The sequence below is a fragment of the Lacinutrix venerupis genome (genome assembly GCF_003663945.1).
Taxonomy (GTDB): domain Bacteria; phylum Bacteroidota; class Bacteroidia; order Flavobacteriales; family Flavobacteriaceae; genus Lacinutrix; species Lacinutrix venerupis.
The window spans coordinates 54,549-80,422 of the sequence record NZ_RCCH01000007.1 but is presented as its reverse complement, the minus strand read 5'-3'; the positions used below and the strand labels follow the sequence as shown (position 1 = coordinate 80,422).

General features: G+C 31.5%; 37 protein-coding genes. 33 read left to right on the top strand and 4 right to left on the bottom strand.

What is annotated here, in order from left to right:
- The first annotated feature begins 8 nt into the window (after positions 1–8).
- The 32 genes from rplW to CLV86_RS11330 all read left to right on the top strand — a co-directional run bounded on the left by rplW (position 9) and on the right by CLV86_RS11330 (position 19,409).
- Positions 9–299 carry a 50S ribosomal protein L23 gene (gene rplW / locus CLV86_RS11485; RefSeq protein WP_076732120.1) on the top strand — a complete coding sequence of 97 codons (291 nt, stop codon included), beginning with the start codon at positions 9–11 and terminating at the stop codon, positions 297–299.
- A 10-nt stretch (positions 300–309) separates the two neighbouring features.
- Positions 310–1,134, top strand: a complete 825-nt coding sequence (rplB, locus tag CLV86_RS11480; protein ID WP_121052501.1) for a 50S ribosomal protein L2 — start codon at positions 310–312, stop codon at positions 1,132–1,134.
- 3 nt (positions 1,135–1,137) lie between these two features.
- Positions 1,138–1,416, top strand: coding sequence for a 30S ribosomal protein S19 (gene rpsS / locus CLV86_RS11475; RefSeq protein WP_013869040.1), 279 nt, complete (start codon positions 1,138–1,140; stop codon positions 1,414–1,416).
- Positions 1,417–1,422: 6 nt separating this feature from the next.
- Positions 1,423–1,830, top strand: a complete 408-nt coding sequence (rplV, locus tag CLV86_RS11470; protein WP_076732122.1) for a 50S ribosomal protein L22 — start codon at positions 1,423–1,425, stop codon at positions 1,828–1,830.
- 7 nt (positions 1,831–1,837) lie between these two features.
- The gene (gene rpsC / locus CLV86_RS11465; RefSeq protein ID WP_076732123.1) at positions 1,838–2,557 is read left to right on the top strand and encodes a 30S ribosomal protein S3; all 720 of its coding nucleotides are present in this window, start codon (positions 1,838–1,840) and stop codon (positions 2,555–2,557) included.
- A gap of 21 nt (positions 2,558–2,578) precedes the next feature.
- Positions 2,579–2,998, top strand: a complete 420-nt coding sequence (gene rplP / locus CLV86_RS11460; protein ID WP_055435711.1) for a 50S ribosomal protein L16 — start codon at positions 2,579–2,581, stop codon at positions 2,996–2,998.
- Positions 2,999–3,011: 13 nt separating this feature from the next.
- Positions 3,012–3,203, top strand: a complete 192-nt coding sequence (gene rpmC, locus CLV86_RS11455) for a 50S ribosomal protein L29 (RefSeq protein WP_013869036.1) — start codon at positions 3,012–3,014, stop codon at positions 3,201–3,203.
- Between the two features lie 12 nt (positions 3,204–3,215).
- Positions 3,216–3,473, top strand: coding sequence for a 30S ribosomal protein S17 (rpsQ, locus tag CLV86_RS11450; protein ID WP_013869035.1), 258 nt, complete (start codon positions 3,216–3,218; stop codon positions 3,471–3,473).
- A gap of 2 nt (positions 3,474–3,475) precedes the next feature.
- Positions 3,476–3,844 carry a 50S ribosomal protein L14 gene (gene rplN, locus CLV86_RS11445; protein ID WP_013869034.1) on the top strand — a complete coding sequence of 123 codons (369 nt, stop codon included), beginning with the start codon at positions 3,476–3,478 and terminating at the stop codon, positions 3,842–3,844.
- A gap of 13 nt (positions 3,845–3,857) precedes the next feature.
- On the top strand, positions 3,858–4,169 hold the full coding sequence (gene rplX, locus CLV86_RS11440; protein WP_121052499.1) for a 50S ribosomal protein L24: 312 nt from the start codon (positions 3,858–3,860) through the stop codon (positions 4,167–4,169).
- A gap of 2 nt (positions 4,170–4,171) precedes the next feature.
- Positions 4,172–4,723: a 50S ribosomal protein L5 gene (gene rplE, locus CLV86_RS11435; protein WP_076732125.1), complete on the top strand. Its 552-nt coding sequence runs from the start codon at positions 4,172–4,174 to the stop codon at positions 4,721–4,723.
- Between the two features lie 3 nt (positions 4,724–4,726).
- On the top strand, positions 4,727–4,996 hold the full coding sequence (rpsN, locus tag CLV86_RS11430) for a 30S ribosomal protein S14 (protein ID WP_040278732.1): 270 nt from the start codon (positions 4,727–4,729) through the stop codon (positions 4,994–4,996).
- A 60-nt stretch (positions 4,997–5,056) separates the two neighbouring features.
- Positions 5,057–5,455 carry a 30S ribosomal protein S8 gene (gene rpsH, locus CLV86_RS11425; RefSeq protein ID WP_076732126.1) on the top strand — a complete coding sequence of 133 codons (399 nt, stop codon included), beginning with the start codon at positions 5,057–5,059 and terminating at the stop codon, positions 5,453–5,455.
- Between the two features lie 19 nt (positions 5,456–5,474).
- Positions 5,475–6,017 (top strand): 50S ribosomal protein L6, encoded by a 543-nt coding sequence (gene rplF / locus CLV86_RS11420; RefSeq protein ID WP_076732127.1) that lies wholly within the window; start codon positions 5,475–5,477, stop codon positions 6,015–6,017.
- 10 nt (positions 6,018–6,027) lie between these two features.
- The gene (rplR, locus tag CLV86_RS11415; protein ID WP_076732128.1) at positions 6,028–6,384 is read left to right on the top strand and encodes a 50S ribosomal protein L18; all 357 of its coding nucleotides are present in this window, start codon (positions 6,028–6,030) and stop codon (positions 6,382–6,384) included.
- 6 nt (positions 6,385–6,390) lie between these two features.
- Positions 6,391–6,915 (top strand): 30S ribosomal protein S5, encoded by a 525-nt coding sequence (gene rpsE / locus CLV86_RS11410; RefSeq protein WP_076732129.1) that lies wholly within the window; start codon positions 6,391–6,393, stop codon positions 6,913–6,915.
- An 11-nt stretch (positions 6,916–6,926) separates the two neighbouring features.
- The gene (gene rpmD / locus CLV86_RS11405) at positions 6,927–7,109 is read left to right on the top strand and encodes a 50S ribosomal protein L30 (protein ID WP_076732130.1); all 183 of its coding nucleotides are present in this window, start codon (positions 6,927–6,929) and stop codon (positions 7,107–7,109) included.
- Positions 7,110–7,123: 14 nt separating this feature from the next.
- Positions 7,124–7,576 carry a 50S ribosomal protein L15 gene (gene rplO, locus CLV86_RS11400; RefSeq protein ID WP_076732131.1) on the top strand — a complete coding sequence of 151 codons (453 nt, stop codon included), beginning with the start codon at positions 7,124–7,126 and terminating at the stop codon, positions 7,574–7,576.
- 15 nt (positions 7,577–7,591) lie between these two features.
- A complete protein-coding gene (secY, locus tag CLV86_RS11395) occupies positions 7,592–8,944 on the top strand; it encodes a preprotein translocase subunit SecY (protein WP_121052497.1) in 1,353 nt (450 codons plus the stop codon).
- A 9-nt stretch (positions 8,945–8,953) separates the two neighbouring features.
- Entirely contained in the window at positions 8,954–9,169 is a 216-nt protein-coding gene (gene infA, locus CLV86_RS11390; RefSeq protein ID WP_007094967.1) for a translation initiation factor IF-1, read from the top strand.
- 5 nt (positions 9,170–9,174) lie between these two features.
- Entirely contained in the window at positions 9,175–9,291 is a 117-nt protein-coding gene (gene ykgO / locus CLV86_RS11385; RefSeq protein ID WP_076732133.1) for a type B 50S ribosomal protein L36, read from the top strand.
- A gap of 2 nt (positions 9,292–9,293) precedes the next feature.
- Positions 9,294–9,668: a 30S ribosomal protein S13 gene (gene rpsM / locus CLV86_RS11380; protein ID WP_076732134.1), complete on the top strand. Its 375-nt coding sequence runs from the start codon at positions 9,294–9,296 to the stop codon at positions 9,666–9,668.
- Positions 9,669–9,777: 109 nt separating this feature from the next.
- Positions 9,778–10,170: a 30S ribosomal protein S11 gene (rpsK, locus tag CLV86_RS11375; protein WP_076732135.1), complete on the top strand. Its 393-nt coding sequence runs from the start codon at positions 9,778–9,780 to the stop codon at positions 10,168–10,170.
- A gap of 185 nt (positions 10,171–10,355) precedes the next feature.
- Positions 10,356–10,961, top strand: coding sequence for a 30S ribosomal protein S4 (gene rpsD / locus CLV86_RS11370; protein ID WP_076732136.1), 606 nt, complete (start codon positions 10,356–10,358; stop codon positions 10,959–10,961).
- Between the two features lie 95 nt (positions 10,962–11,056).
- Positions 11,057–12,049, top strand: a complete 993-nt coding sequence (locus tag CLV86_RS11365; protein WP_121052495.1) for a DNA-directed RNA polymerase subunit alpha — start codon at positions 11,057–11,059, stop codon at positions 12,047–12,049.
- Between the two features lie 70 nt (positions 12,050–12,119).
- On the top strand, positions 12,120–12,587 hold the full coding sequence (gene rplQ, locus CLV86_RS11360; protein WP_076732138.1) for a 50S ribosomal protein L17: 468 nt from the start codon (positions 12,120–12,122) through the stop codon (positions 12,585–12,587).
- A 126-nt stretch (positions 12,588–12,713) separates the two neighbouring features.
- Positions 12,714–13,430: a hypothetical protein gene (locus CLV86_RS11355; protein ID WP_121052493.1), complete on the top strand. Its 717-nt coding sequence runs from the start codon at positions 12,714–12,716 to the stop codon at positions 13,428–13,430.
- 128 nt (positions 13,431–13,558) lie between these two features.
- Complete coding sequence (locus CLV86_RS11350; protein WP_121052491.1) at positions 13,559–14,323, top strand: hypothetical protein; 765 nt, start codon at positions 13,559–13,561, stop codon at positions 14,321–14,323.
- Between the two features lie 97 nt (positions 14,324–14,420).
- Positions 14,421–15,524, top strand: coding sequence for a glutamine-hydrolyzing carbamoyl-phosphate synthase small subunit (gene carA, locus CLV86_RS11345; RefSeq protein WP_121052489.1), 1,104 nt, complete (start codon positions 14,421–14,423; stop codon positions 15,522–15,524).
- A 151-nt stretch (positions 15,525–15,675) separates the two neighbouring features.
- On the top strand, positions 15,676–16,968 hold the full coding sequence (gene eno, locus CLV86_RS11340; protein ID WP_121052487.1) for a phosphopyruvate hydratase: 1,293 nt from the start codon (positions 15,676–15,678) through the stop codon (positions 16,966–16,968).
- A 176-nt stretch (positions 16,969–17,144) separates the two neighbouring features.
- Positions 17,145–18,431 carry a citrate synthase gene (locus CLV86_RS11335; RefSeq protein WP_076732143.1) on the top strand — a complete coding sequence of 429 codons (1,287 nt, stop codon included), beginning with the start codon at positions 17,145–17,147 and terminating at the stop codon, positions 18,429–18,431.
- Positions 18,432–18,494: 63 nt separating this feature from the next.
- The gene (locus tag CLV86_RS11330; RefSeq protein WP_121052485.1) at positions 18,495–19,409 is read left to right on the top strand and encodes a dimethylarginine dimethylaminohydrolase family protein; all 915 of its coding nucleotides are present in this window, start codon (positions 18,495–18,497) and stop codon (positions 19,407–19,409) included.
- Positions 19,410–19,514: 105 nt separating this feature from the next.
- On the opposite strand, the gene CLV86_RS11325 is transcribed toward CLV86_RS11330, so the two are convergent.
- The 4 genes from CLV86_RS11325 to CLV86_RS11310 all read right to left on the bottom strand — a co-directional run bounded on the left by CLV86_RS11325 (position 19,515) and on the right by CLV86_RS11310 (position 24,050).
- Positions 19,515–20,078, bottom strand: coding sequence for a helix-turn-helix domain-containing protein (locus CLV86_RS11325; protein ID WP_121052483.1), 564 nt, complete (start codon positions 20,076–20,078; stop codon positions 19,515–19,517).
- 187 nt (positions 20,079–20,265) lie between these two features.
- Positions 20,266–22,575 carry a TonB-dependent receptor plug domain-containing protein gene (locus tag CLV86_RS11320; RefSeq protein ID WP_121052481.1) on the bottom strand — a complete coding sequence of 770 codons (2,310 nt, stop codon included), beginning with the start codon at positions 22,573–22,575 and terminating at the stop codon, positions 20,266–20,268.
- Positions 22,568–23,467 carry a FecR family protein gene (locus tag CLV86_RS11315; protein WP_121052479.1) on the bottom strand — a complete coding sequence of 300 codons (900 nt, stop codon included), beginning with the start codon at positions 23,465–23,467 and terminating at the stop codon, positions 22,568–22,570. The genes CLV86_RS11320 and CLV86_RS11315 overlap by 8 nt, the downstream gene beginning before the upstream one ends.
- Before the next feature lie 67 nt (positions 23,468–23,534).
- Positions 23,535–24,050 (bottom strand): RNA polymerase sigma factor, encoded by a 516-nt coding sequence (locus CLV86_RS11310; protein ID WP_121052665.1) that lies wholly within the window; start codon positions 24,048–24,050, stop codon positions 23,535–23,537.
- 414 nt (positions 24,051–24,464) lie between these two features.
- On the opposite strand from CLV86_RS11310, the gene ffh reads away from it, so the two are divergent.
- Entirely contained in the window at positions 24,465–25,793 is a 1,329-nt protein-coding gene (ffh, locus tag CLV86_RS11305; protein ID WP_076732149.1) for a signal recognition particle protein, read from the top strand.
- The last annotated feature ends 81 nt before the right edge of the window (positions 25,794–25,874 follow it).

Below are 25,874 nucleotides of genomic sequence, written 5' to 3'. Positions count from 1 at the left end.
GAAACAAAATGAGTATCTTAATTAAACCTATAATCACAGAAAAAGCAACTGCAAACAGCGAATTAAACAACTGTTTCAGCTTCTTCGTGAACACTAAGGCGAACAAGGTAGAAATAAAAAAAGCAGTTGAAGCTGCTTATGGAGTTTCTGTAGAAAAAGTTCGTACTATAAATGTCCGTCCAGATAGAAGTACCAAGTATACAAAAACTGGTATTCAACATGGTAAAACTAACGCAAAGAAAAAAGCGATAGTACAACTGGCGGAAGGTGAGATAATTGATTTATACACTAACATGTAATTAAAGACAAATGTCAGTAAGAAAATTAAAACCAATCACACCAGGACAGCGATTTAGAGTTGTTAATGGATTTGACGCCATTACAACTGATAAGCCGGAGAAAAGTTTATTAGCTCCGAAAAAACGTTCAGGTGGTAGAAACAGTCAAGGTCGTATGACAAGCCGTTATAAAGGTGGTGGTCATAAAAGAAGGTATCGTATAATTGATTTTAAAAGAACTAAGGCGGGAATTCCTGCAGAAGTTGCTTCAATTCAATACGATCCTAACCGTACAGCGTTTATCGCATTATTAAATTACCAAGATGGTGAGAAAACTTATGTAATTGCTCAAAATGGATTACAAGTTGGACAAACTGTTGTTTCAGGTGAAAATGTAGCTCCAGAAATCGGAAATGCAATGCCTTTAGCAAATATACCATTAGGGACAATAATTTCTTGTATAGAATTACGTCCAGGTCAAGGAGCTGTTATGGCTCGTAGTGCTGGTGCTTTTGCTCAGTTAATGGCAAGAGATGGAAAGTTTGCAACAGTAAAGTTACCTTCAGGTGAAACAAGATTAATCTTAGTTACATGTATGGCTACAATTGGAGTAGTATCTAATTCAGATCACCAATTATTAGTTTCAGGTAAAGCAGGTAGATCAAGATGGTTAGGTAGAAGACCAAGAACAAGACCAGTAGTAATGAACCCTGTCGATCATCCAATGGGTGGTGGTGAAGGAAAATCATCTGGTGGACATCCACGTTCTAGAAACGGTATACCAGCTAAAGGATTTAGAACTCGTTCTAAAACTAAAGCAAGTAATAAATATATTGTAGAACGTAGAAAAAAATAAGACATGGCAAGATCATTAAAAAAAGGACCTTACGTTCATTATAAATTAGAAAGAAAAGTGGCGGCTAATGTAGAGGCTAATAAAAAAACAGTTATCAAAACTTGGTCTAGAGCTAGTATGATAACTCCAGATTTTGTTGGACAAACAATAGCAGTACACAATGGGCGTCAATTTGTTCCAGTATATGTTACTGAGAATATGGTAGGACATAAATTAGGAGAATTTTCACCAACAAGATCTTTTAGAGGTCACGCTGGTGCTAAAAATAAAGGTAAAAAGTAGTAAGCTATGGGAAGTCGTAAAAAACAAATGGCAGACGCTATTAAGGAAAGTAAAAAGCAAATTGCTTTTGCAAAACTTAATAACTGTCCTACATCACCGAGAAAAATGCGTTTAGTAGCCGATTTAGTAAGAGGTGAACGCGTGGAAAAAGCACTTAATATTCTTAAGTTTAGCTCTAAAGAAGCATCAAACCGTTTAGAAACTTTGTTAGTATCTGCTATTGCAAACTGGCAAGCTAAAAATGAAGATGCATCTATAGAAGAAGCAGAACTTTTTGTTAAAGAAATTAGAGTTGACGGAGGATCTATGTTAAAGAGATTACGTCCAGCACCTCAAGGACGTGCACACAGAATAAGAAAACGTTCTAACCACGTAACAATCGTAGTTGGAGCTAACAATAATACACAAAGCTAAGATAGATATGGGACAAAAGACAAATCCAATCGGGAATCGCTTAGGAATTATCAGAGGATGGGAGTCTAACTGGTACGGAGGAAACGATTATGGTGACAAACTTGCCGAAGACGATAAGATTAGAAAATACGTTCACGCGCGTTTATCTAAAGCTAGTGTAAGTAGAGTAATAATTGAAAGAACTTTAAAGCTTGTAACCGTTACTATTACTACTGCAAGACCTGGAATCATTATTGGTAAAGGTGGGCAAGAAGTAGACAAGTTAAAAGAAGAACTTAAGAAAATTACTGGTAAAGAAGTTCAGATCAATATCTTTGAGATTAAAAGACCTGAATTAGATGCATTTTTAGTAGGAACAAGTATCGCTCGTCAGATAGAAAATAGAATTTCTTACAGACGTGCAATTAAGATGGCTATTGCTGCTACTATGCGTATGAATGCTGAAGGAATAAAAATCCAAATTAGTGGTCGTTTAAATGGAGCTGAAATGGCACGTTCAGAACACTACAAAGAAGGACGTATTCCTTTATCAACTTTTAGAGCCGATATTGATTATGCTTTAGTTGAGGCACATACTACTTATGGTAGATTAGGTGTTAAAGTATGGATCATGAAAGGTGAAGTATATGGTAAAAGAGAACTTTCTCCTCTTGTTGGGTTATCTAAGAAGCAAGGAAAAGGTGGACGTGGAGGAAACAGAGACAACAAATCACGTCGTAGAAAGTAATTTTTTAAAGAAAAGACAAAAATGTTACAGCCTAAAAGAACAAAATTTCGTAAACAACAAAAAGGACGTATGAAAGGTAATGCCGGAAGAGGGCATCAACTATCTAACGGAACTTTTGGAATAAAATCACTAGACTCGAACTTTTTAACTTCGCGTCAAATAGAAGCAGCACGTATTGCAGCAACTCGTCACATGAAAAGAGAAGGGCAACTTTGGATTAAAATATTTCCAGATAAGCCAATTACTAAAAAACCTCTTGAAGTACGTATGGGTAAAGGTAAAGGTGCAGTAGAATATTGGGCAGCAGTAGTAAAGCCAGGTAGAGTCCTTTTTGAAATAGGAGGTGTGCCATTAGACGTTGCAAAAGAAGCATTACGTTTAGCAGCACAAAAATTACCGGTAAAAACAAAGTTTTTAATCGCTAGAGATTACGAAGCATAATTTATTTGATATTATGAAACAATCAGAAATTAAAGAATTATCTGTAGCTGAGTTACAAGAGAAACTTAGTGAGACAAAAAAGAGTTATTCAGACCTAAAAATGGCACATGCAATATCTCCTTTAGATAACCCAATTCAATTACGTTCTGTAAGAAGAGATGTAGCTAGATTGGCAACGGAATTAACTAAAAGAGAATTACAATAATTCTGCTGAAAGATGGAAAAAAGAAACTTAAGAAAAGAACGTATAGGAGTAGTTACTAGTAACAAAATGATGAAATCAATTGTTGTTGCCGAAGTAAAAAAAGTAAAACATCCTATGTACGGAAAATTCGTTTTAAAAACGAAAAAATACGTAGCACACGACGAAACAAACGACTGTAACATTGGAGATACAGTAAAGATCATGGAAACAAGACCTTTATCTAAATCTAAATGTTGGAGATTAGTTGAAATAATTGAAAGAGCGAAGTAATTATGGTACAACAAGAATCAAGAATAAAAGTAGCAGATAACACAGGAGCTAAAGAAGTTTTAGTAATCCGTGTTTTAGGAGGTACTAAAAGAAGATATGCTTCTGTAGGTGATAAAGTTGTTGTTTCTGTTAAAGATGCAACTCCTAATGGAAACATTAAGAAAAAAGCAGTATCTACAGCAGTAGTTGTTCGTACTAAAAAAGAAGTAAGACGTCCAGATGGATCTTATATAAGATTTGATGATAATGCTTGTGTACTTTTAAACCCAACGGGTGAAATGAGAGGAACACGTGTATTTGGACCTGTTGCTAGAGAACTTCGTGATAAACAATTCATGAAAATTGTATCATTAGCACCAGAAGTGCTTTAAGACATTTAATAAGATGACAAAGCTTAAAATAAAATCTGGAGATACTGTAAAAGTAATTGCTGGAGATCATAAAGGATCAGAAGGGAAAGTACAAAAAGTATTAGCCGATAAGAACAAAGCGATCGTTGAGGGCGTGAACATGGTAAAGAAACATACTAAGCCAAGTGCACAAAGTCCACAAGGAGGAATCGTTGAAAAAGAAGCTCCTATTCAAATTTCAAACTTATCATTGTTAACTTCTAAAGGAGAAACAACAAGAGTAGGTTATAGAATGGAAGATGGAAAGAAAGTAAGATTTTCAAAAAAATCAAACGAAGTAATATAGTTATGGCATATTCACCTAGACTTAAAGAAGAGTATAAAAGCAAAGTAATTGCAGCTCTTACAGAAGAATTTGGTTATAGTAATGTAATGCAAGTACCTAAACTTAAAAAGATAGTAGTATCTAGAGGTGTTGGTGCAGCAGTTGCAGATAAGAAATTAGTTGACTACGCTTTAGATGAGTTAACAACTATAACAGGACAAAAAGCTATCGCTACATTGTCTAAAAAGGATGTTGCAAGTTTCAAATTACGTAAAGGTATGCCTATTGGTGCTATGGTTACGTTAAGAGGAGAAAGAATGTACGAATTTTTAGATCGTTTAGTAACTTCTGCTTTACCACGAGTAAGAGACTTTAGTGGTATTAAAGCAAAAGGTTTTGATGGAAGAGGTAATTACAATTTAGGAATTACTGAACAAATTATTTTTCCAGAAATTGATATTGATAAAATCAATAAAATTTCAGGAATGGATATTACATTTGTAACTTCTGCTGAAACTGATAAAGAAGCAAAATCATTATTAACAGAATTAGGTTTACCTTTTCAAAAAAACTAAGTTATGGCTAAAGAATCAATGAAAGCCCGCGAGGTGAAGAGAGCTAAAACAGTAGCAAAATATGCAGAGAAACGCAAAGCTTTAAAAGAAGCTGGTGATTACGAAGCATTACAAAAACTACCAAAAAATGCATCTCCAATTCGTCAGCACAATAGATGTAAATTAACAGGAAGACCAAAAGGTTACATGCGTACATTTGGTATTTCTCGTGTTACATTTAGAGAAATGGCTAACCAAGGATTAATACCAGGAGTTAGAAAAGCAAGTTGGTAAAATTATAAATTGGTCTAAGGTTCGCAATAGTGCGAAAACCCAGTCCGCAAATTAATACATATGTATACAGATCCAATTGCAGATTATCTTACAAGAGTTAGAAACGCAGTGCGTGCTAACCATAGAGTTGTTGAGATACCTGCATCAAATTTAAAAAAGGATATAACTAAAATTTTATTCGATCAAGGATATATTTTAAGTTATAAATTCGATGATTCTTCTGTACAAGGAACAATTAAAATTGCTCTTAAGTACAATAAAGAAACAAAAGAACCAGTAATTAGAAAGTTACAAAGAATCAGTAAGCCTGGTTTACGTAAATATTCTAGTTCAGCTGAATTACCAAGAATTCTTAACGGATTAGGTATTGCTATCGTTTCAACTTCTCATGGAGTAATGACAGGAAAGCAAGCACAACGTGAGAATGTTGGTGGTGAAGTTTTATGTTACGTTTACTAATCTATAAAACAAGAAAGAGATGTCAAGAATAGGAAATAATCCAGTGGCAATTCCAGAAGGAGTTACTATAGAGGTAAAAGATAGCGTAATCACTGTAAAAGGTAAGTTAGGAGAATTGTCTCAAACTTATGATACAGTTGAAGTAAAAGTTGAAGATGAAAATGTTTTAGTTACACGTTCATCAGACAATAAAGAAAATAAAGCTAAGCACGGTTTATACAGATCATTAATCAATAATATGATTGAAGGTGTATCAAAAGGATGGACAAAAGAGCTTGAGCTAGTAGGAGTAGGATATAGAGCAAGTAACCAAGGTAACAAATTAGAGTTAGCCTTAGGTTTTTCTCATAATATTATTATGAGTATTGCACCAGAGGTGAAAGTGGAAACAGTTTCAGATAAAGGTAAGAATCCAATCATTAAGTTAACATCACACGACAAACAACTTGTAGGACAAGTAGCTGCGAAAATTCGTGGTTTTAGACCACCAGAACCTTACAAAGGAAAAGGTGTTAAATTTGTAGGTGAATTACTAAGAAGAAAAGCTGGTAAATCAGCATAATAATTAAGTTATGGCGTTAACAAAAAACGAAAGAAGACTAAGAATAAAAAGCAGAATCCGTAAGGTTGTTTCTGGAACAGAAGCAAGACCTAGATTAGCTGTTTTTAGAAGTAATAAAGAAATTTATGCTCAAGTAGTTGATGATGTTTCAGGTAAAACTATAGTAGCATCTTCTTCAAGAGATAAAGACATTAGTTCTGCAAAAGGTAATAAAAGTGAAATCGCTACATTAGTAGGGAAGTCTGTTGCCGAAAAAGCAATTAAAGCAGGGATAAATACTATCGCTTTTGATAGAGGTGGGTATTTATATCATGGAAGAATCAAATCATTAGCTGAAGGAGCTAGAGAAGCAGGACTTAAATTCTAAGAAATTATGTATCAAAAATACAAAAGTGCAGAGTTAGTAAAACCAAGTGGATTAGATCTTAAAGATCGTTTGGTTGGTGTACAAAGGGTTACAAAAGTAACAAAAGGTGGTAGAGCATTTGGTTTTTCAGCAATCGTTGTGGTTGGTGATGAAGCAGGTGTAGTAGGACACGGTTTAGGAAAATCAAAAGATGTAGCAAGTGCTATTGCAAAGGCTATTGAAGACGCTAAAAAGAACCTTGTTCGTATTCCTATTATTAAAGGAACTTTACCTCATGAACAAAAAGGTAAATTTGGTGGAGCAAGAGTAAACATCATTCCTGCAGCTCCTGGTACAGGAGTAATTGCTGGTGGAGCTGTAAGAACAGTTCTTGAAGCAGTAGGAGTACATGATGTACTTTCTAAATCTCAGGGCTCATCAAATCCTCATAATGTAGTAAAAGCAACTTTTGATGCTTTATTACAATTAAGAAGTGCACAAGCTATTGCTCGTGAAAGAGGGATATCATTAGAGAAAGTTTTTAACGGTTAATATTTACAGAAATGGCAAAAATAAAAGTAACAAAAGTTAAGAGCGCAATCAACCGTACTAAAAGACAAAAGCTTACATTATTAGCTTTAGGTTTAAAAAAAGTTGGACAAACTATTGAGCACGAAGACACTCCTAATATTTTAGGAATGATTAGAAAAGTTAATCACTTAGTTTCTGTAGAGGAAGCTAAATAACAATATACTGAAAAATGAATTTAAGTAATTTAAAACCTGCAGAAGGTTCAGTAAAAAACCAAGGAAAAAGAATAGGAAGAGGACAAGGTTCTGGAAAAGGTGGTACTGCTACTCGTGGTCACAAAGGAGCAAAATCTCGTTCAGGATATTCTAAAAAGGTTGGTTTTGAAGGAGGTCAAATGCCACTTCAAAGACGTGTGCCTAAATTTGGTTTTACTAACATCAATCGTATAGAGCACCAAGGAATTAATTTGGATACTTTACAACAATTAGTTGATGATAAGAAAATTAATGATACATTAGATTTTGAAACTATCGTTTCTTTAGGATTAGCTGGTAAAAACGAGCTTGTAAAAATCTTAGGAAGAGGAGAGTTAAAAGCAAAATTAAATGTAACTGCACATAAATTTACTGCTACCGCTAAAGCTGCTATAGAAGCTGCTGGTGGAAAAGCAGAAACTTTATAAGACCTACTAAAGAATATGAAATTTATAGAAACGATTAAGAATGTCTGGAAGATCGAGGAACTAAGAAACCGAATCATATTTACTTTAGGTTTATTATTAGTTTATCGTTTTGGTGCACAAATTGTATTACCAGGAATTGATGCTACTCAGTTAACAAATTTACAGAATAGTACTCAAGACGGTATATTAGGAGTGTTAAATGCCTTCACAGGTGGAGCTTTTGCAAATGCATCAGTTTTTGCTTTAGGTATTATGCCATACATTTCGGCTTCTATTGTAGTTCAGTTAATGGGAATAGCTATTCCTTATTTGCAAAAGCTTCAAAAAGAAGGTGCTAGCGGACAAAAGAAAATAACTCAAATTACTAGATGGTTAACTATTGGAATTTGTTTAGTACAAGCTCCAGGTTATTTAGCTAGTTTACAGCCAATGTTTGGTATTCCAAACTCTGCTTTTCTATTAGGACAAGGCGGTGTATTCTATTTTTCATCTATAGTAATTTTAGTTACCGGTTGTATTTTTGCTATGTGGTTAGGAGAAAAAATTACCGATAAGGGTATTGGTAATGGAATCTCATTATTAATTATGGTAGGTATTATTGCAACATTACCAAAATCTTTCTTACAGAATGTAAGTGCTAGAACAACTTCTGGAAGTGGAGCAATGATGATTCTTTTTGAAATTGTAATTTGGTTTGCAATTATAGCAGCTTCTGTATTATTAGTAATGGCAGTTAGAAAAATAGCAGTGCAATATGCTAGACGATCTGCAACAGGAGGATACGAAAAAAATGTATTTGGAGGAGCAAGACAATTTATTCCGTTAAAGCTTAACGCTTCTGGAGTAATGCCAATAATTTTTGCTCAAGCAATTATGTTTGTACCTGGTTTAATAGGAGGATCGTCTTTATTAAAAGATACTTCAACAGGAATTTGGATACAAGCTAATTTTCAAGATATGTTTGGCTTATGGTATAATATAGTATTTGGATTGTTAATTATAATATTCACATATTTTTATACAGCTATTACAGTACCAACTAATAAAATGGCAGACGATCTTAAACGTAGTGGAGGTTTTATTCCAGGAATTAGACCAGGATCTGAAACATCAGAATATTTAGATAAGATCATGTCTCAAATAACATTACCAGGTTCAATTTTTTTAGCTTTAATTGCTGTTTTTCCAGCATTTGTATTTAAGTTAATGGGAGTACAATCAGGTTGGGCGTTATTTTTTGGAGGAACATCATTATTAATTATGGTTGGAGTTGCAATTGATACTATGCAGCAAGTAAATTCTTATTTGTTGAATAGACATTATGATGGCTTAATGAAAACTGGTAAAAATAGAAAAGCAGTAGCTTAATATTATACTATGGCAAAACAAGCAGCAATAGAACAAGACGGAACAATTATAGAAGCATTATCTAATGCTATGTTTCGTGTAGAATTAGAAAATGGTCACATAGTGACGGCACATATTTCGGGTAAGATGCGTATGCATTACATTAAATTGTTACCTGGAGATAAGGTGAAATTAGAAATGAGTCCTTATGATTTAACTAAGGCTCGTATAACTTATAGATACTAACAGAGATGAAAGTAAGAGCATCAGTTAAAAAAAGAAGCGTAGATTGCAAAATCGTACGTAGAAAAGGAAGACTTTACGTCATTAACAAAAAGAATCCTAGATTCAAACAAAGACAAGGATAATTATGGCTAGAATTGCAGGTGTAGACATACCAAAAAACAAAAGAGGAGTTATATCTTTAACTTATATCTATGGAATAGGTAGAAGTAGAGCTCAAGAAATTTTAGCGACAGCTAAAGTAGATGAAAGTATTAAAGTTCAAGATTGGGACGATGATCAAATAGCAGCTATTCGTGAGTCTGTTGGAACATTTACTATCGAAGGAGAATTACGTTCTGAAACACAATTAAACATTAAGCGATTAATGGATATCGGATGTTACAGAGGTATTCGTCATAGAGCTGGTTTACCTTTAAGAGGTCAACGTACTAAAAACAACTCTAGAACTAGAAAAGGTAGAAGAAAAACTGTTGCTAATAAGAAAAAAGCAACTAAGTAATAATTAAATATTTAGTCTTTAGTATTTAGGCGTTGGAAAGAATCTGTTTGAAATTATAATAGTTTAGGATTCTAGCGACTATACACTAATTACTCAACCCTATAGAAATATGGCAAAGACAAATACAAAATCAGCTAAAAAACGTAAAGTTATAGTTGAAGCTGTTGGAGAAGCTCACATAACAGCTTCTTTTAACAACATTATTATCTCATTAACAAACAAGAAAGGTGATGTAATTTCATGGTCATCTGCTGGAAAAATGGGATTTAGAGGTTCTAAAAAGAACACACCTTACGCAGCACAATTATGTGCAGAAGATGCAGCAGGAGTAGCAAAGGAAGCTGGATTAAAGAAAGTAAAAGTTTACGTTAAAGGTCCAGGAAATGGTAGAGAATCTGCTATTCGTTCTATACATAATGCTGGTATTGAAGTAACAGAAATTATTGATGTTACACCTTTACCGCACAATGGATGTCGTCCTCCTAAGCGTAGAAGAGTTTAATTACATTGCATTTGCATTTATAGATAAAATTAATATCAGTTATTTAATATAGCTGATGTTAATTTTTTTGTGTAAATTTGCAAACTGAAAAAATAATATTAACAAGTATTAACGAGAGACCAACGCTAGTCGAAGGATAAGATTAAGACCTTAATTCACCAAGCACTCTCATAAAACAATTTAAAATGGCAAGATATACTGGTCCTAAAACTAAAATAGCTCGTAAATTTGGCGAAGCTATCTTCGGAGACGATAAAGCCTTCGAAAAAAGAAATTACCCACCAGGACAACATGGTAACGCACGTCGTCGTGGAAAGAAATCTGAATATGCAATCCAATTAATGGAAAAGCAAAAAGCTAAATATACTTACGGTGTATTAGAGAAGCAATTCAGAAATATGTTTAAAAGAGCAACAGCTGCTCCAGGTATTACAGGTGAGGTTTTATTACAATTATGTGAGTCTAGATTAGACAACGTAGTATTTAGAATGGGAATCGCTCCAACAAGAAGTGCCGCAAGACAATTAGTATCACACAGACACATTACGGTAAATGGAGAGTTGGTAAATGTACCTTCTTACCAATTAAAAGCAGGTGATGTTGTAGCAGTTAGAGAAAAATCTAAATCTTTAGAAGCTATCGAAAGATCATTATCAAATTCAAGTAATGTTTACGAATGGATAACTTGGAATTCTGCAACTAAAGAAGGAACATATGTTTCTGTTCCTGCTAGAATTCAAATTCCAGAAAACATTAATGAGCAATTCATCGTCGAATTATACTCTAAATAATAAATTATTAATATTGGTATTTAGCCAAAGGGTTTATTTGTGTTCTTCAAACTTATTAACCGCGCAACTAAATAACAATTAAAACGAAGAAAAAAATGGCAGTATTTAATTTTCAAAAGCCCGATAAAGTAATCATGATTGATTCTACTGATTTCGAAGGTAAATTCGAATTCAGACCACTAGAACCAGGATATGGATTAACAGTAGGAAATGCTTTAAGAAGAGTTTTATTATCTTCTTTAGAAGGATTTGCAATAACATCGGTAAGAATAGAAGGTGTTGATCACGAATTTTCTGCAATAGCAGGTGTCGTAGAAGACGTAACAGAAATTATATTAAACTTAAAACAAATGCGTTTTAAGCGTCAAATAGAAGATGTAGATAACGAGTCTGTTTCTATCTCTATTTCTGGTCAAGATAAAATTACAGCAGGTGATTTCCAAAAGTTTATTTCAGGTTTCCAAGTATTAAATTCAGATTTAGTAATCTGTAACTTAGATCGTAAAGTGAGTGTTTCTATGGAAATTACTATTGAAAAAGGAAGAGGTTATGTTCCTGCAGAAGAAAACAAGAAAGCTTCTGCACCAATAGGAACAATCTTTACAGATTCAATTTATACACCAATAAAGAATGTTAAGTATAGCATTGAGAATTACCGTGTAGAGCAAAAGACAGATTACGAAAAATTAGTTTTCGAAATTCAATCTGACGGATCAATAACTCCTCAAGATGCTTTAACAGAAGCTGCAAAAACGTTAATTCACCACTTCATGTTATTCTCAGATGAGCGTATTACATTAGAAGCTGATGAAATAGCACAAACCGAAACTTATGATGAAGAGTCACTTCACATGAGACAGTTGCTTAAAACTAAATTAGTGGATATGGATTTATCTGTACGTGCACTTAATTGTTTAAAAGCTGCTGAAGTAGATACATTAGGAGACTTAGTATCTTTCAATAAAAACGATTTAATGAAGTTCCGTAACTTCGGTAAGAAATCTTTAACAGAGCTTGAAGAGCTTGTAAATGTAAAAGGTTTAAATTTCGGAATGGACTTATCAAAATATAAGTTAGATAAAGACTAACAATTTTTTTATTAATCATATTTTGCTCCTCAAAAAATGAGTTTGGTAGCAAGATGATAACACAAATGTCATGAGACACGGAAAAAAAGTAAATCACTTAGGAAGACAAACCGCTCATAGAAAAGCAATGTTAGCAAACATGGCTTGTTCTTTAATCGAGCACAAACGTATTAACACAACTGTTGCAAAAGCTAAAGCTTTAAAAGGTTTTGTTGAGCCAATGATTACAAAATCTAAAAACGATACGACACATAATCGTCGTTTAGTTTTTTCTAAATTGCGTCAAAAAGATGCAGTTACAGAATTATTTAGAGATGTAGCCGCAAAAATTGGAGATCGTCCAGGTGGATATACAAGAATAATTAAGTTAGGAAACCGTTTAGGTGATAATGCTGATATGGCAATGATTGAACTTGTAGATTATAATGAAATCTACAATGCAGATAAGAAAGCTAAGAAAACTACGCGTAGAAGTCGTCGTGGTGGAAAAGCTGCAGCTACTCCAGTTGAAACTAAAGCAACTAACGAAGAAGAATAATAATGTTAATTAACATTATTTTAAAAGGATAAACTATTTTAGTTTATCCTTTTTTTTTATTTTTGGTTTAACCACCCAAAAGGTATAATTCTTGATACCTTAATTATAACTAATAAAAATACAATTATGAAAAAAATAATGTTTATTGCATTAACTCTTTTAATAACTTTAACTTCTTATTCTCAAGGAAGCGCAAATCCCATGCAGAATTTAAGTGGCCCGGCAGCATCTAACGATTTTAGAAACGCTTTTGATGCCGTTAATTCCAGAGGACAATGGATGACTTCTTCTTGGAAAACTACAGTAAAAGGGACGCCATTAGCTTTAGAAGATAATTGCAATTTAGTTATTTTTACAAAAGATGATAAAGTTTATAAAATTGAAAATGGTAATTATAATGCTAAATTAGATAAATTAGTAACAGAGTATACTAAAGATTCAATTTATGTATTTGGAGATAAAAATATCGCTCATGCAAAACTTGATAACGTTGTTTTAAGAAAATTTAACGATACAGAATCTAATAAAAGTAGATTTCATTTTATATTAAGTCAAGGAGAAAAACTTACATTAACAAAAGCTTATTTTTCTACCATAAAAGAAGGTACAATTAATGTAATGACAAAGTTGAAAGAAACAAGCGACAAATACATTCTTAATGACGATTATTACATTTCAAAAGATAATTCAACAGTTGAGGAGATAAGACTTAAGAAAAAACATTTATTAAATGTAATGTCCGATGCAAAAAAAGATATTACAGACTATGTTAAGAGAAATGACTTATCTTATAAAGAAGAAGAAGATGTAGTTAAAATTATAAAATATTATAATACACTATAATTTAAATTAACATTAATACTTAAAAGGATAAACTTAAACAGTTTATCCTTTTTTTTTTTTGTTTGTTTATTTTTTATTTTTTGGTGTGATTTTTGATATTTTTTATAGTAACCAAAAATATTTTAATTATGAGAAAAGTAGTTTTTATTGCCATTAATTTTATTTTTTTTATCAGTAATGCTCAAATTAACCAACCTAACGTTGGAGCAGTAGGAGAAAGCAGTTTAACGCTTAACCCAGAAACTTATAGTCACGCCATGTGGCAAGGGCCTCAAATAAATAATAACGATCGTTTAGCTTATGCCGCAGTGAACTCAAAAGGCCAGTGGATGTATGTAAATAAAGAGGAACTAGTTAAAGGAACTCCGTTAGTTTTAGAAAACAATAGAGAGTTAACTATTTATACTAAAGATAAAAAAGTATATAAAATAGAAAACGGTAATTATAATTCGAACGAAGATAAATTGGTTACCGAATATAAAAAGGATTCTATTTACATGTTTGGAGACAGTAATATAAATTATGCCAAACTTGATAATATCCTATTAAAGAAGATGAACAATATTGAAACAAATAAGTCTAGATTTCATTTTCTCTTATCTCAAGGAGAGAAAATAACTTTTACAAAAAGCTATCAAGGAGAAATTTTAAAAGGATCTGTAAATGTTCTGACTAAACTTAAAGAAACAAACGATAGATATTATATAAAAGAAGACTATTTTTATTCAAAAGACAACTATAATGTTCAAGAAATTAAATTAAAAAAGAAGCAGATTTTAGATATAATGTCCGATTTTAAAAAAGAAATCGTTAGCTATGTAAAGAAAAATAATTTATCTTATAAAGAAGAAAAAGATGTAATTAAGATTATGAAATATTATAATTCGTTATAATGTTAATAATCATTTAATATATAAAGGATAAACTATTTTAGTTTATCCTTTTTTTTATGCAATTTTGCAAAACTTTTTGACACAACTACTACAAATTATGAAATATCAAAAATTAAAGAAAGCAGTAATCTTATTAGCCGATGGTACCATTTTTCATGGTAAAGCAGTAGGTAGGGAAGGCAGTGCATTTGGTGAAGTATGCTTTAATACCGGAATGACTGGTTATCAAGAAATATTTACAGATCCTTCATACTACGGCCAGTTAATGGTAACAACAAACGCACACATAGGAAACTATGGTGTTAATAATGAGGAAGTAGAGTCTGACTCTATTAAAATAGCGGGCTTAATTTGCAAGAATTTTAGCTATAATTTTTCTCGTGATGCTGCAGATGGATCTTTAGAAGACTTTTTAAATGAAAACAATCTCTTAACAATTTCAGATGTAGATACAAGAGCATTAGTTGCATATATTCGAGATAATGGAGCAATGAATGCAGTAATATCTACTGAAACTGATAATATAGAAGAATTAAAAAAAGAGTTAGCAAATATTCCAAATATGAATGGATTAGAGTTAGCTTCAAAAGTATCTACAAAAGAACCTTATTTTGTAGGAGATGAAAATGCACCAATAAAAATTGCAGCATTAGATATTGGTATTAAAAAGAATATTCTTAGAAACCTTGCAAAAAGAGGAAGTTATATAAAAGTATTTCCTTATAATTCAACTTTCGAAGATTTAAGTTCTTGGAACCCGGATGGATATTTTTTATCAAATGGACCAGGAGATCCAGAACCATTAATAGAAGCTCAAGAAGTTGCTAAAGAAATTATTAAAAGAGATTTGCCTTTATTTGGAATTTGCTTAGGACACCAAGTAATAGCATTAGCTAATGGTATTTCAACATACAAAATGCACAATGGACATAGAGGAATAAATCATCCTGTAAAAAATCTAGTAACAGGAAAAGGAGAAATAACATCTCAAAACCATGGATTTGCAATTAATAGAGAAGAAACCGAAGCACATGATGATATAGAGATTACACATGTACATTTAAACGATAATACTGTAGCAGGTATAAAAATGAAATCTAAAAATGTATTCTCAGTACAATACCATCCAGAAGCAAGTCCTGGACCAAATGATTCATCTTATTTATTTGATGAATTTATAAATATTTTAAAAAACAAATAATATAAAAAAAGCAATAGAAATTCAATCTGTTGCTTTTTTTATTATACTAAAACGTTATCGCAAAATTTATATTCAATTCTATATGGAAATTTTAAAAAACACAGAATTAAATAGTAAATTTGAAGGTTAAATAAATTTTAAAACACCAATTATGAGTATAATAATCAACGTTCACGCAAGACAAATTTTCGATTCAAGAGGAAATCCAACGGTAGAAGTAGATGTAGAAACCGAAAACGGATTTTTAGGAAGAGCAGCAGTACCATCTGGAGCATCAACAGGAGAACACGAAGCAGTAGAGTTGCGCGACGGCGGAAATAAATTTATGGGAAAAGGTGTTACAAAGGCCGTAGAAAATGTAAATACTATTTTAGCCGAGGAACTTTTAGGAGTAAACGTATTCGAGCAAAACTATATAGACACATTAATGTGCGAAATAGATGGAACATCAAATAAAGCTAAGTTAGGAGCAAATGCTATTTTAGGAGTTTCTTTAGCAGTAGCAAAAGCCGCAGCAGCAGAATTAGGAATGCCACTATATCGTTATGTTGGAGGAGTAAGTGCTAATACTTTACCAGTACCAATGATGAATATTATTAATGGAGGTTCGCATAGTGATGCTCCTATTGCTTTCCAAGAATTTATGGTTATGCCTGTAAAAGCAGAAAGCTTTTCTCATGCATTACAAATGGGAACAGAAATTTTTCATAACTTAAAAAAGGTATTACACGATAGAGGTTTAAGTACAGCAGTTGGAGACGAAGGGGGTTTTGCACCAAATTTAGAAGGAGGAACAGAAGATGCGTTAGATACTATAAAAAAAGCTGTTGATAATGCAGGATATACTTTAGGAGATGATGTAATGATTGCTTTAGACTGTGCAGCAGCAGAGTTTTATGTAGATGGAAAATACGATTACACTAAATTTGAAGGAGAAGCAGGAAAAGTAAGAACAAGTAAAGAACAAGCAGATTATCTTGCAGAACTTTCAAAAAAATATCCAATTATTTCTATTGAAGATGGAATGGATGAAAACGATTGGGATGGATGGAAATATCTTACCGAGCAAATCGGAGATAAAGTACAATTAGTTGGAGACGATTTATATGTAACTAATGTAGAAAGGTTATCTAAAGGAATTAAAAAAGATATAGCTAATTCAATTTTAATTAAAGTAAACCAAATAGGAACTTTAACCGAAACTATTGCAGCGGTAAATATGGCACACAATGCAGGTTACACGTCTGTAATGTCACATAGGTCTGGTGAAACAGAAGATAATACTATTGCAGATTTAGCTGTAGCATTAAATTGTGGTCAAATAAAAACAGGTTCAGCATCACGTAGCGATCGTATGGCAAAATACAATCAGTTATTACGTATTGAAGAAGAATTAGGAGAGGTAGCATATTACCCTAAAATGAATGCCTTTAAAATAGTATAATAGCATTTATTAAGATATTAAAATTTAAGCCTTTCATTAATTTTTTGAAAGGCTTTTTTGTACCATAATTTTTATCAATACTTAAATTGTTAAATCCTTGTAAATATACTTTATAAATAGGAGCTTATTTTGTAAATTAGCAGTCCTCAATAAACTAGAAAAAAACAAATAAAAATATGTCAAAAACTGCTACGTTAGAAATAGACGGAAAAAAGCACGAGTTTCCTTTAATTGTAGGAACAGAAAATGAAGTCGCAATAGATATAAAAACACTTAGAAGTGTTACTGGTGGAGTTACTACTATAGATCCTGGTTATAAAAATACAGGTTCTTGCGAAAGTGCCATTACCTTTTTAAATGGAGAAGAAGGTATATTAAGATATAGAGGTTACTCTATAGAAGAACTAGCAGAAAAAGCAGACTTTTTAGAAGTTGCATATTTGTTAATTTTTGGCGAGCTACCAACTCAGCAGCAATTAGATAAATTTAATGAAGATATTAAAGAGCAATCTGTTGTAGATGACGATGTAAAGAAAATATTAGATGCTTTTCCTAAGTCAGCACACCCAATGGGAGTGTTATCATCTTTAACAAGTGCGTTAACAGCTTTTAATCCTTCATCGGTAAATGTAGATTCTGAAGAAGATATGTACAATACCGTATGTAAGATAATGGGAAAATTTCCAGTATTAGTCGCTTGGACAATGCGTAAGAAAAAAGGTATGCCATTAAGTTATGGAGATAGCTCTTTAGGTTACGTAGAAAACATTTTAAATATGATGTTCTCTAAACCAAACGAAACTTATAAACAAAGCGATATATTAGTAAATGCATTAGATAAATTATTAATTCTACATGCAGACCATGAACAAAACTGTTCTACTTCAACAGTAAGAATAGTTGGTTCTGCACACACAGGATTATTTGCATCTTTATCATCAGGTATTTCTGCACTTTGGGGACCATTACACGGTGGTGCAAACCAGGCAGTTTTAGAAATGCTTGAAGCAATTAAAGAAGACGGAGGAGATACTAAAAAGTTTATGGCTAAGGCTAAAGACAAAAACGATCCTTTCCGTTTAATGGGATTCGGGCATAGAGTATACAAAAACTTCGATCCTCGTGCAAAAATTATAAAAGTTGCTGCAGACGAAGTTCTAGGAGATTTAGGTGTTGAAGATCCAGTATTAGATATTGCTAAAGGCTTAGCAGCAGAAGCATTAAGTGACGAGTACTTTGTAAAAAGAAAATTATATCCAAATGTAGATTTTTACTCAGGAATTATTTACAGAGCTATGGGTATTCCTGTAGAAATGTTTACAGTTATGTTTGCTTTAGGTCGTTTACCAGGATGGATAGCGCAATGGAAAGAAATGAGAAACCGTAAAGAGCCAATAGGACGCCCAAGACAAATTTATATTGGAGAAAATTTAAGAGATTTTAAATCTATAGAAAATAGATAAAATAATTAAAATTTTATATAAAGCTTCATAAGAAATTATGAGGCTTTTTTTTATATTACTACCATGTTAAAACTTAATATAAAAAACGAAACATCACGGCTTAGAGCTGTTGTTTTAGGTACAGCAAAAAGTAATGGGCCTACGCCAAGTTTAGAAGAAGCTTACGACCCTAAATCTGCAGAGCATATTAAAGCAGGAACTTATCCTGTAGAAGAGGATATGGTTAAAGAAATGGAAGCTGTAGCTAGTGTGTTTAAAAAATACGATGTAACAGTTTATAGACCAGAATTAATAGAAAATTGCAATCAGATTTTTGCAAGAGATATAGCTTTTGTAATTGACGATGTTTTTGTAAAAGCAAATATATTACCAGACCGAGAAAATGAGCTAGAGGCTATACAATATATTATAGATAAAATTAATCCAGAAAAGGTTATACGTCCACCGGAAGAAGTGCATATTGAAGGAGGAGACGTTATGCCTTGGAACGATTATATTTTTGTTGGTACATATAGAGAAAGCGATTATTCAGATTATATTGTAGCAAGAACAAATATTCAAGGAGTTGAATTTTTAGAAAAAACATTTCCTCATAAAAAAGTGAAATCTTTTAATTTAAGAAAGTCGCAAACCAACCCAAGAGATAATGCATTGCATTTAGACTGTTGTTTTCAACCTATTGGTACGAACAAAGCAATCTTACATAAAGAAGGTTTTCTTGAAGAAGAAGAGTATGAGTGGCTTTTAAATTTTTACGGAAAAGACAATTGTTTTATTATAACAAAAGAAGAAATGTATAACATGAATAGTAACATTTTTTCAATTTCTGAAAACGTAATTATTTCTGAAAAAAACTTTACACGATTAAATACTTGGTTGAGAGAGCAAGGTTTTACAGTTGAAGAAGTGCCTTATGCCGAAATTTCTAAACAAGAAGGATTATTACGCTGTAGTACAATGCCTTTAATTAGAGACTAATTAAAATAATAAATATTTAAGCAAATACATGTGCTAATTTAATTGTGTGTTTTAAACTAAATTAGTACATAAAAATTAAATACATGCACATGTATTAGTTATAAATTATCTTATAAGTTTTATAATATTTGGGTATAAACTGTCTGTTTTACCTTTATTTGTTTTAATGGCAAAAAATATTGGTAATATTATATTTAGAGCATAAAGACCAATAAATATGTAAAGTAATATAGGATAGTATCCATAATGCATTATTTTAGAAAATGCGTATCCTGAAATAGATAAGAATGCTATTATCGACCATATAATTTGAAAATTCAATAAATTTTCACCAATTTTTTTAAGACCAGTTATTTTATCTTTTTTATTCATCCAAAGAATTAAAGGAAGAATTATATTTCCTACTGGTATTGCTAAAAATGTTATTACAGAAAGATGAAAAATTATAAGATAAGTTTTATCCTCTTTCTTTCCGTAATCCAAAACGTCTTCTGCATTTATATTTAAAACATTACAAATTAAATTTAGTGTTTTGCCACGCGGTTCACTCTCATTATTTTCAATTCGTTGAATAGTTCTTAAATTAACTTTAGCAGATTCTGCTAATTCTTCTTGAGATAATCCTTTTTTCTTTCTTATCTCTTTTATTTTTTTTCCGATTTCAGTCATAATTAATTTTGGTTTATTGTTTTAACAAAACTACTTATGAAACAACTTGTTTGATAACGGTTTGTTTGCGACATTTTTACGACATTCTTGTCAATCTATTGATTTTATTGAGTTTTTTAAGTTTAATAATATTATTTAATATTAGTTTTTACACAAAACTAATTTAAAAACATGAAAAAATCAATTGCTAAAAAAATACTCTAAAACTTAAATTAGGAGTAAAACCAAGCGATTTATTATCTATTTTAGAAATAGAATTATCGTTATTTAAAATATAGTATCTATTAATTGTGTTTTTTCGGTTTAGTATGTTCCAAATAGAAAAACCTAACTCTGCTTTTGTTTTTTTTGCCAAATTAAAATTATAAGTACCAGAGAAATCGGTTCTAAAATAATCGTCTAAATTGGTGTTGTTTGCAGTGTCGTAATTAATAGCATTATCAAATACAGGTAACTCATTGTTTGGAGTAGTAGTAGGTTTTCCAGAGCTCCAATTAAAACCAAGAGCAAATTTTAAACTATTTAAAGTATAGGTTCCTGCAAAGGTTAATGCATGAGATATATCTGTATTATTAGCAAAAGATTGGGCGTTGTTTAATGTAGGAAACGAATAGTTATTATCACTTATAGAGTAGCTTAGCCACGAGCTAAATGTTTTAAATTGCTTATTTACTAGAAAATCAATGCCTTTTGTTTCGTAATTTCCAATAGCATTGATGTTTTGATATTGGTTTTGAAAACCTTGACTTCGGGAAGTAATACCATCTACATGTTTTATAAAAGCTTCTGCGCTAACTAACAGTTTGTTTTTATTATAGTGTAACCCAAGTGAGGCTTGATTACTTTCTATTATAGGTAATGTAGTGTTATTAGCTAAGATCCAGCGGCGTTTTTCAATTCCTAAAAAATCGTTTTGTCTTTCTATAACTTGAGATGTAACTTGACTTTTTATTTCACCTAATAATTCAACTTTAAAATGTTTAAAAAATTTATGATTTACACTAATTCTAGGTTCTAATAATAATACATTAAATGGTTTAAAATAGTTACTTCTTGTACCAATTTTTAAATGTGTTTTATTGTTATAAGAAGAAAAAGTAAATTCACTAAAAGTAGAATGAGTATTTACTACATGTTCAGTATTGTTTCTAAATTCAGGATTATTTTGTATTTCTAAATTGGTAATACCAACTTGAGAAAACTGATAACCATTAATCCATCGTAACCGATCGTTAAAATCTAATTTTAACTGAAAAGTAATGCCTTTGTCTAAAACTTCGTTGTTTTGCTGTAAACTTTGGTTGTTTTGGCTATTAAAGTTTGTCGCTTTTAATTTATAGTCTGAAACATTTATTTGCAATTCACTACTTACAAATTTACTCCATTGTCTATTATAGTTTAATCCTGCTGCAAGATTATTTTGCGTAATACCATTATTTAAAGCAGTTGTAGTATTATTGTTGAAGCTACTCTCTATATAATCAAGAGAATTATAAATGGTAGTAAAACTAATTCTTAATTTATCTTTATAGGAGAGGTCGTGTAATAGTTTTGCGCTTATATCGTAGAAATAAAAAGTTTCGTTAGAAGTAGATTTTTTACTGCTTATTGAAGAATTGTCTGCGTCTAAATCTTGAAATATTTTATTAAAGTACTGTGTATATGTTGGTGTGTTAACAATATCTGTATTAGAGCGTCTAGCAGACACTTGTAGCTCCATATTATCTTGTAGTTTAAGTTTAGTAAATCCATCTAATTGAATTAAATTTAAACCTAGCCCAGAAGTGTTTTTTTGATTTAAATCTGTATCTAATCGCATGTCAATTGTACTAGAAACTCCATCTCCATATAATGCACTTGTTCCATTTTTAGAAATCACAACGTTAGATACTAAATTTGGATTAAATGCAGAAATAAGTCCGAAAAAATGTCCGGATTGATACATTTTAATGCCATCCCACAAAATTAAATTTTGGTCATGAGTGCCACCACGAATATTAAGATTAGAAACCGATTCGTCTATACTTAAAACACTAGGTAATGCTTGTACAGTTTGTAAAACATCTGGCTCTATAAGACCAGGAAGTATGCCAAATTCTTCTGTATTTAATACAACTTCTCCAGTTTTAGTTTTTAAAATACCTGTGGTTAAATAGGTTTTTAATTGTACTTCTTGTAAAGCTTCAATTGGTCTAGTTACTTTTCTACTTGGTGCAATAGCAACAAAACGACTATTTATTATTTTAAAATTTAAATTAGTATTTGTTCTTAAGTAAGTTATAGCATCATTATAAGATAATATTTTAGATGGCTCATTAATTTCTACACCTTCTATGGTTTTATCTGCATAGGTAAACCTAATATCAAAACGTTTTTCTAAAGCTTTTAAAATTGTTGTAAGCGGAAGTCTTTCAGTTTTAAAAGTTTGAGATTTCACACTAATAGAACTAAAAAAGAATAGGATAATTAATAGTGCGAACGTAATTTTTTTACTCACGCTTAAGCGATATCTTATTGTTATTTTTAGAATAGGTTAAGTTAAGCGGTAATGTAATGGCTTGCAATGCAATGTCCAAATTATTATGCGCAAAACTACCAGTAAACACTTTATTAGTGTCTATATCTTTAACGCTAAATGTAACATTGTATTGTCTTTCAAATTCAGCAATCACCTGTGAGTAAGGCATGCTTTTAAAAGCAGATTCATTATTAATCCAAAATGGACTCGTGTTATTTACAATTGGTTTTTCAACTATATTACCGTTTAAAATTAAAAAACTTTCTCCAGGTTTTAAAATTCGTGTAGTAGTATTATGTTCTACTTTTACAGAACCTTCATAACAAGTAACTTCAAAAAGATTTGTTCTGTTTTTTACATTAAACTCTGTACCTAATACAGAAATATTTCCAGCATTGGTGTGTACTGTAAATTTAGAGCCTTTAGCTACTTTAAAATAAGCTTCACCATTTAGGTCTAAATCTCTACTGTCTTTCCAGCTACTTTTATTAAAAGCTAGAGTAGATTTAGCATTTAGTTGAACTTGAGAATTATCTGGAAGTAAAATACTTTCTTTTTCGGCTAATTGTGTATTAAAATTCGTGTCTAAGGTTGTTGTATAGTAGTAATAGCCAGTTAAACAAATAGCTAAAATTGCGGCGACACGTAAAAAAGGTTTCAACCAATTATTTTTCTTTTTGATTTTATTTTTTAAGGTAGCATTTAACCTTTCTAATTCGTAGTCCGAATCAAAATTTTCAGGTTTAAATTGCTGTAAAGATTTGTTCAACCTTATTAATTCGTCATAATCTTCAAGCGCTTTAAAGGCTTCAAGTTCCTGCGAGTTAAGGCTGTTATCTAACCATTTTAATATTAAATCTTCTCGTTTCATATTACTTATCCAACTATATAACAACTAAATAATAAAATCTCCTACCATAATAATTTTTTTATACTAGTTAGAGTTCTTTAATGTCTTCTCTTAATTTTTTTAAAGCACCATAAATTCGTTTTTCAACAGCTTTAGTACTAATTCCTAAAAGTTCAGCAATTTCTTTATGTCTTTTACCTTCTACACGATTCATCATAAAAGCTACACGTTGCGCATCGGTTAAGTTTGAGAGAGCAGTTTGTAGTTTTAAATTATATTCCTGTTCTTCTAAAATAAATTCTGGAGATTCGTTTGTATAATGTTTTGGTTTAGTTTGATGGTGTTTTAATACAACTTTATGATGTTTTACTTCATTCAGCATTAAGTTATTAGCAATAGTAAATAAATAGCTTTTCGCTTTATCGGGAGTTACCTTTTTGCAATTTTGCCATAATTTAATAAAAGCATCTTGAGTTTTGTCTTTTGGATTTAAGTGGTCTCCAAATTTATAATATAGGAAGTTACTTAAGTCTTTTGCATGTTTTTTAAACAATGCATTAAAACGAATTTCATCGCAAATATTATCATGTAAATTTTTAGGCATAAACATTTTTATAACTTTCTAAAAGTAAAAAAAAACAAATACAGAGCTAGGGATTTTTAAAAGTAAATTGTTTTAATATTAATTAAACCAGTTAAAAAAAACTAAATATACTTTTTGGGTTATGTTTTTTAAATCATTAAAATTCATTTATAAAAAAAAATATTAGTTGTTAGTAATGCTAGAAGAGAACTGATATTAGATAAATATTGTAGTTAATTTATCTTTTTAAGTAATGCCATATTGCTTTTTAAGAGAGTTAATTTGAAAGCGCTGTCGTTTTTTTTGGCAGCTCTTTTTTTTGATTTAATTTATTGAGTTGAAACTTCATTTATACACTTCAAATTATTAAATTTGCGAATCTTAAGAACGCGTCAGGCTGCCTATTGTAACCTGATTATAGAATACTAAAAGACTATGTTTAATAATTTAAGTGAAAAGTTAGATAAAGCGCTACACGTACTAAAAGGTCACGGAAGCATTACAGAAGTAAATGTTGCCGAAACTTTAAAAGAAGTACGTCGTGCACTTTTAGATGCCGATGTTAACTTTAAAATAGCAAAAGAATTTACAAACCGTGTAAAGGAAAAAGCTTTAGGAGCTAACGTATTAACAACATTACAGCCAGGACAATTAATGGTTAAAATCGTTAAAGACGAATTAACCGAGCTTATGGGTGGCGATGCTACAGGTATAAACCTATCTGGAGCACCAACCGTAATATTAATGTCTGGATTACAAGGTTCTGGTAAAACAACATTTTCTGGTAAACTAGCAAACTTCTTAAAAAGCAAAAAAACTAAAAAACCTTTATTAGTAGCCTGTGATGTTTATAGACCAGCAGCCGTAGACCAATTACATGTAGTTGGAGACCAAATTAAGGTAGATGTTTATAGCGATAAAGGTAATACAGATCCTGTTGCCATTGCACAAGCAGGTATTGCACATGCAAAGGAAAATGGACATAATGTTGTAATTATTGATACCGCTGGTCGTCTTGCTGTAGACGAAGCCATGATGACCGAGATATCTAACATTCACACAGCAATTCAACCACAAGAAACACTGTTTGTAGTAGATTCTATGACAGGTCAAGATGCTGTAAATACAGCAAAAGCATTTAACGATGTTTTAAATTTTGACGGTGTAATACTTACAAAACTTGATGGTGATACGCGTGGTGGAGCAGCAATTTCTATTAAATCTGTAGTAAATAAACCAATTAAGTTTATTGGTACAGGTGAGAAAATGGAAGCGATAGATATATTTTATCCTTCACGTATGGCAGATCGTATTCTTGGAATGGGAGATGTTGTATCTTTAGTAGAAAGAGCTCAAGAGCAATTTGACGAGCAAGAAGCAAGAAAACTTCAAAAGAAAATTGCCAAAAACCAATTTGGATTTGACGATTTCTTAAAGCAAATTCAGCAAATTAAGAAAATGGGTAATATGAAAGATCTTGTAGGCATGATTCCTGGAGCAGGAAAAATGATGAAAGATGTAGACATAGACGATGACGCCTTTAAACACATAGAAGCAATAATACATTCTATGACTGTAAAAGAAAGAACCAATCCAGCAATTATAAACGCCAGCAGAAAAAAACGAATAGGAAAAGGTTCAGGAACATCTGTGCAACAAGTAAACCAATTACTAAAGCAGTTTGACCAAATGAGCAAAATGATGAAAATGATGCAAGGCGGAAAAGGAAAAGCAATGATGAATGCAATGAAAAACATGAGGTAACTCATGTTTTTTTGTTTACACTAAAACCAAACCAGAACTCGAATAATTAGAGTTCAAATTATAAATAAACAAATTAGAAAC

Excerpts from the sequence above, each read along its gene's own strand:
- rplW (WP_076732120.1), top strand. The coding sequence starts at position 9 with ATGAGTATCTTAATTAAACCTATAATCACAGAAAAAGCAACTGCAAAC.
- rplB (WP_121052501.1), top strand. The coding sequence starts at position 310 with ATGTCAGTAAGAAAATTAAAACCAATCACACCAGGACAGCGATTTAGA.
- rpsS (WP_013869040.1), top strand. The coding sequence starts at position 1,138 with ATGGCAAGATCATTAAAAAAAGGACCTTACGTTCATTATAAATTAGAA.
- rplV (WP_076732122.1), top strand. The coding sequence starts at position 1,423 with ATGGGAAGTCGTAAAAAACAAATGGCAGACGCTATTAAGGAAAGTAAA.
- rpsC (WP_076732123.1), top strand. The coding sequence starts at position 1,838 with ATGGGACAAAAGACAAATCCAATCGGGAATCGCTTAGGAATTATCAGA.
- rplP (WP_055435711.1), top strand. The coding sequence starts at position 2,579 with ATGTTACAGCCTAAAAGAACAAAATTTCGTAAACAACAAAAAGGACGT.
- rpmC (WP_013869036.1), top strand. The coding sequence starts at position 3,012 with ATGAAACAATCAGAAATTAAAGAATTATCTGTAGCTGAGTTACAAGAG.
- rpsQ (WP_013869035.1), top strand. The coding sequence starts at position 3,216 with ATGGAAAAAAGAAACTTAAGAAAAGAACGTATAGGAGTAGTTACTAGT.
- rplN (WP_013869034.1), top strand. The coding sequence starts at position 3,476 with ATGGTACAACAAGAATCAAGAATAAAAGTAGCAGATAACACAGGAGCT.
- rplX (WP_121052499.1), top strand. The coding sequence starts at position 3,858 with ATGACAAAGCTTAAAATAAAATCTGGAGATACTGTAAAAGTAATTGCT.
- rplE (WP_076732125.1), top strand. The coding sequence starts at position 4,172 with ATGGCATATTCACCTAGACTTAAAGAAGAGTATAAAAGCAAAGTAATT.
- rpsN (WP_040278732.1), top strand. The coding sequence starts at position 4,727 with ATGGCTAAAGAATCAATGAAAGCCCGCGAGGTGAAGAGAGCTAAAACA.
- rpsH (WP_076732126.1), top strand. The coding sequence starts at position 5,057 with ATGTATACAGATCCAATTGCAGATTATCTTACAAGAGTTAGAAACGCA.
- rplF (WP_076732127.1), top strand. The coding sequence starts at position 5,475 with ATGTCAAGAATAGGAAATAATCCAGTGGCAATTCCAGAAGGAGTTACT.
- rplR (WP_076732128.1), top strand. The coding sequence starts at position 6,028 with ATGGCGTTAACAAAAAACGAAAGAAGACTAAGAATAAAAAGCAGAATC.
- rpsE (WP_076732129.1), top strand. The coding sequence starts at position 6,391 with ATGTATCAAAAATACAAAAGTGCAGAGTTAGTAAAACCAAGTGGATTA.
- rpmD (WP_076732130.1), top strand. The coding sequence starts at position 6,927 with ATGGCAAAAATAAAAGTAACAAAAGTTAAGAGCGCAATCAACCGTACT.
- rplO (WP_076732131.1), top strand. The coding sequence starts at position 7,124 with ATGAATTTAAGTAATTTAAAACCTGCAGAAGGTTCAGTAAAAAACCAA.
- secY (WP_121052497.1), top strand. The coding sequence starts at position 7,592 with ATGAAATTTATAGAAACGATTAAGAATGTCTGGAAGATCGAGGAACTA.
- infA (WP_007094967.1), top strand. The coding sequence starts at position 8,954 with ATGGCAAAACAAGCAGCAATAGAACAAGACGGAACAATTATAGAAGCA.
- ykgO (WP_076732133.1), top strand. The coding sequence starts at position 9,175 with ATGAAAGTAAGAGCATCAGTTAAAAAAAGAAGCGTAGATTGCAAAATC.
- rpsM (WP_076732134.1), top strand. The coding sequence starts at position 9,294 with ATGGCTAGAATTGCAGGTGTAGACATACCAAAAAACAAAAGAGGAGTT.
- rpsK (WP_076732135.1), top strand. The coding sequence starts at position 9,778 with ATGGCAAAGACAAATACAAAATCAGCTAAAAAACGTAAAGTTATAGTT.
- rpsD (WP_076732136.1), top strand. The coding sequence starts at position 10,356 with ATGGCAAGATATACTGGTCCTAAAACTAAAATAGCTCGTAAATTTGGC.
- CLV86_RS11365 (WP_121052495.1), top strand. The coding sequence starts at position 11,057 with ATGGCAGTATTTAATTTTCAAAAGCCCGATAAAGTAATCATGATTGAT.
- rplQ (WP_076732138.1), top strand. The coding sequence starts at position 12,120 with ATGAGACACGGAAAAAAAGTAAATCACTTAGGAAGACAAACCGCTCAT.
- CLV86_RS11355 (WP_121052493.1), top strand. The coding sequence starts at position 12,714 with ATGAAAAAAATAATGTTTATTGCATTAACTCTTTTAATAACTTTAACT.
- CLV86_RS11350 (WP_121052491.1), top strand. The coding sequence starts at position 13,559 with ATGAGAAAAGTAGTTTTTATTGCCATTAATTTTATTTTTTTTATCAGT.
- carA (WP_121052489.1), top strand. The coding sequence starts at position 14,421 with ATGAAATATCAAAAATTAAAGAAAGCAGTAATCTTATTAGCCGATGGT.
- eno (WP_121052487.1), top strand. The coding sequence starts at position 15,676 with ATGAGTATAATAATCAACGTTCACGCAAGACAAATTTTCGATTCAAGA.
- CLV86_RS11335 (WP_076732143.1), top strand. The coding sequence starts at position 17,145 with ATGTCAAAAACTGCTACGTTAGAAATAGACGGAAAAAAGCACGAGTTT.
- CLV86_RS11330 (WP_121052485.1), top strand. The coding sequence starts at position 18,495 with ATGTTAAAACTTAATATAAAAAACGAAACATCACGGCTTAGAGCTGTT.
- CLV86_RS11325 (WP_121052483.1), bottom strand. The coding sequence starts at position 20,078 with ATGACTGAAATCGGAAAAAAAATAAAAGAGATAAGAAAGAAAAAAGGA.
- CLV86_RS11315 (WP_121052479.1), bottom strand. The coding sequence starts at position 23,467 with ATGAAACGAGAAGATTTAATATTAAAATGGTTAGATAACAGCCTTAAC.
- CLV86_RS11310 (WP_121052665.1), bottom strand. The coding sequence starts at position 24,050 with ATGCCTAAAAATTTACATGATAATATTTGCGATGAAATTCGTTTTAAT.
- ffh (WP_076732149.1), top strand. The coding sequence starts at position 24,465 with ATGTTTAATAATTTAAGTGAAAAGTTAGATAAAGCGCTACACGTACTA.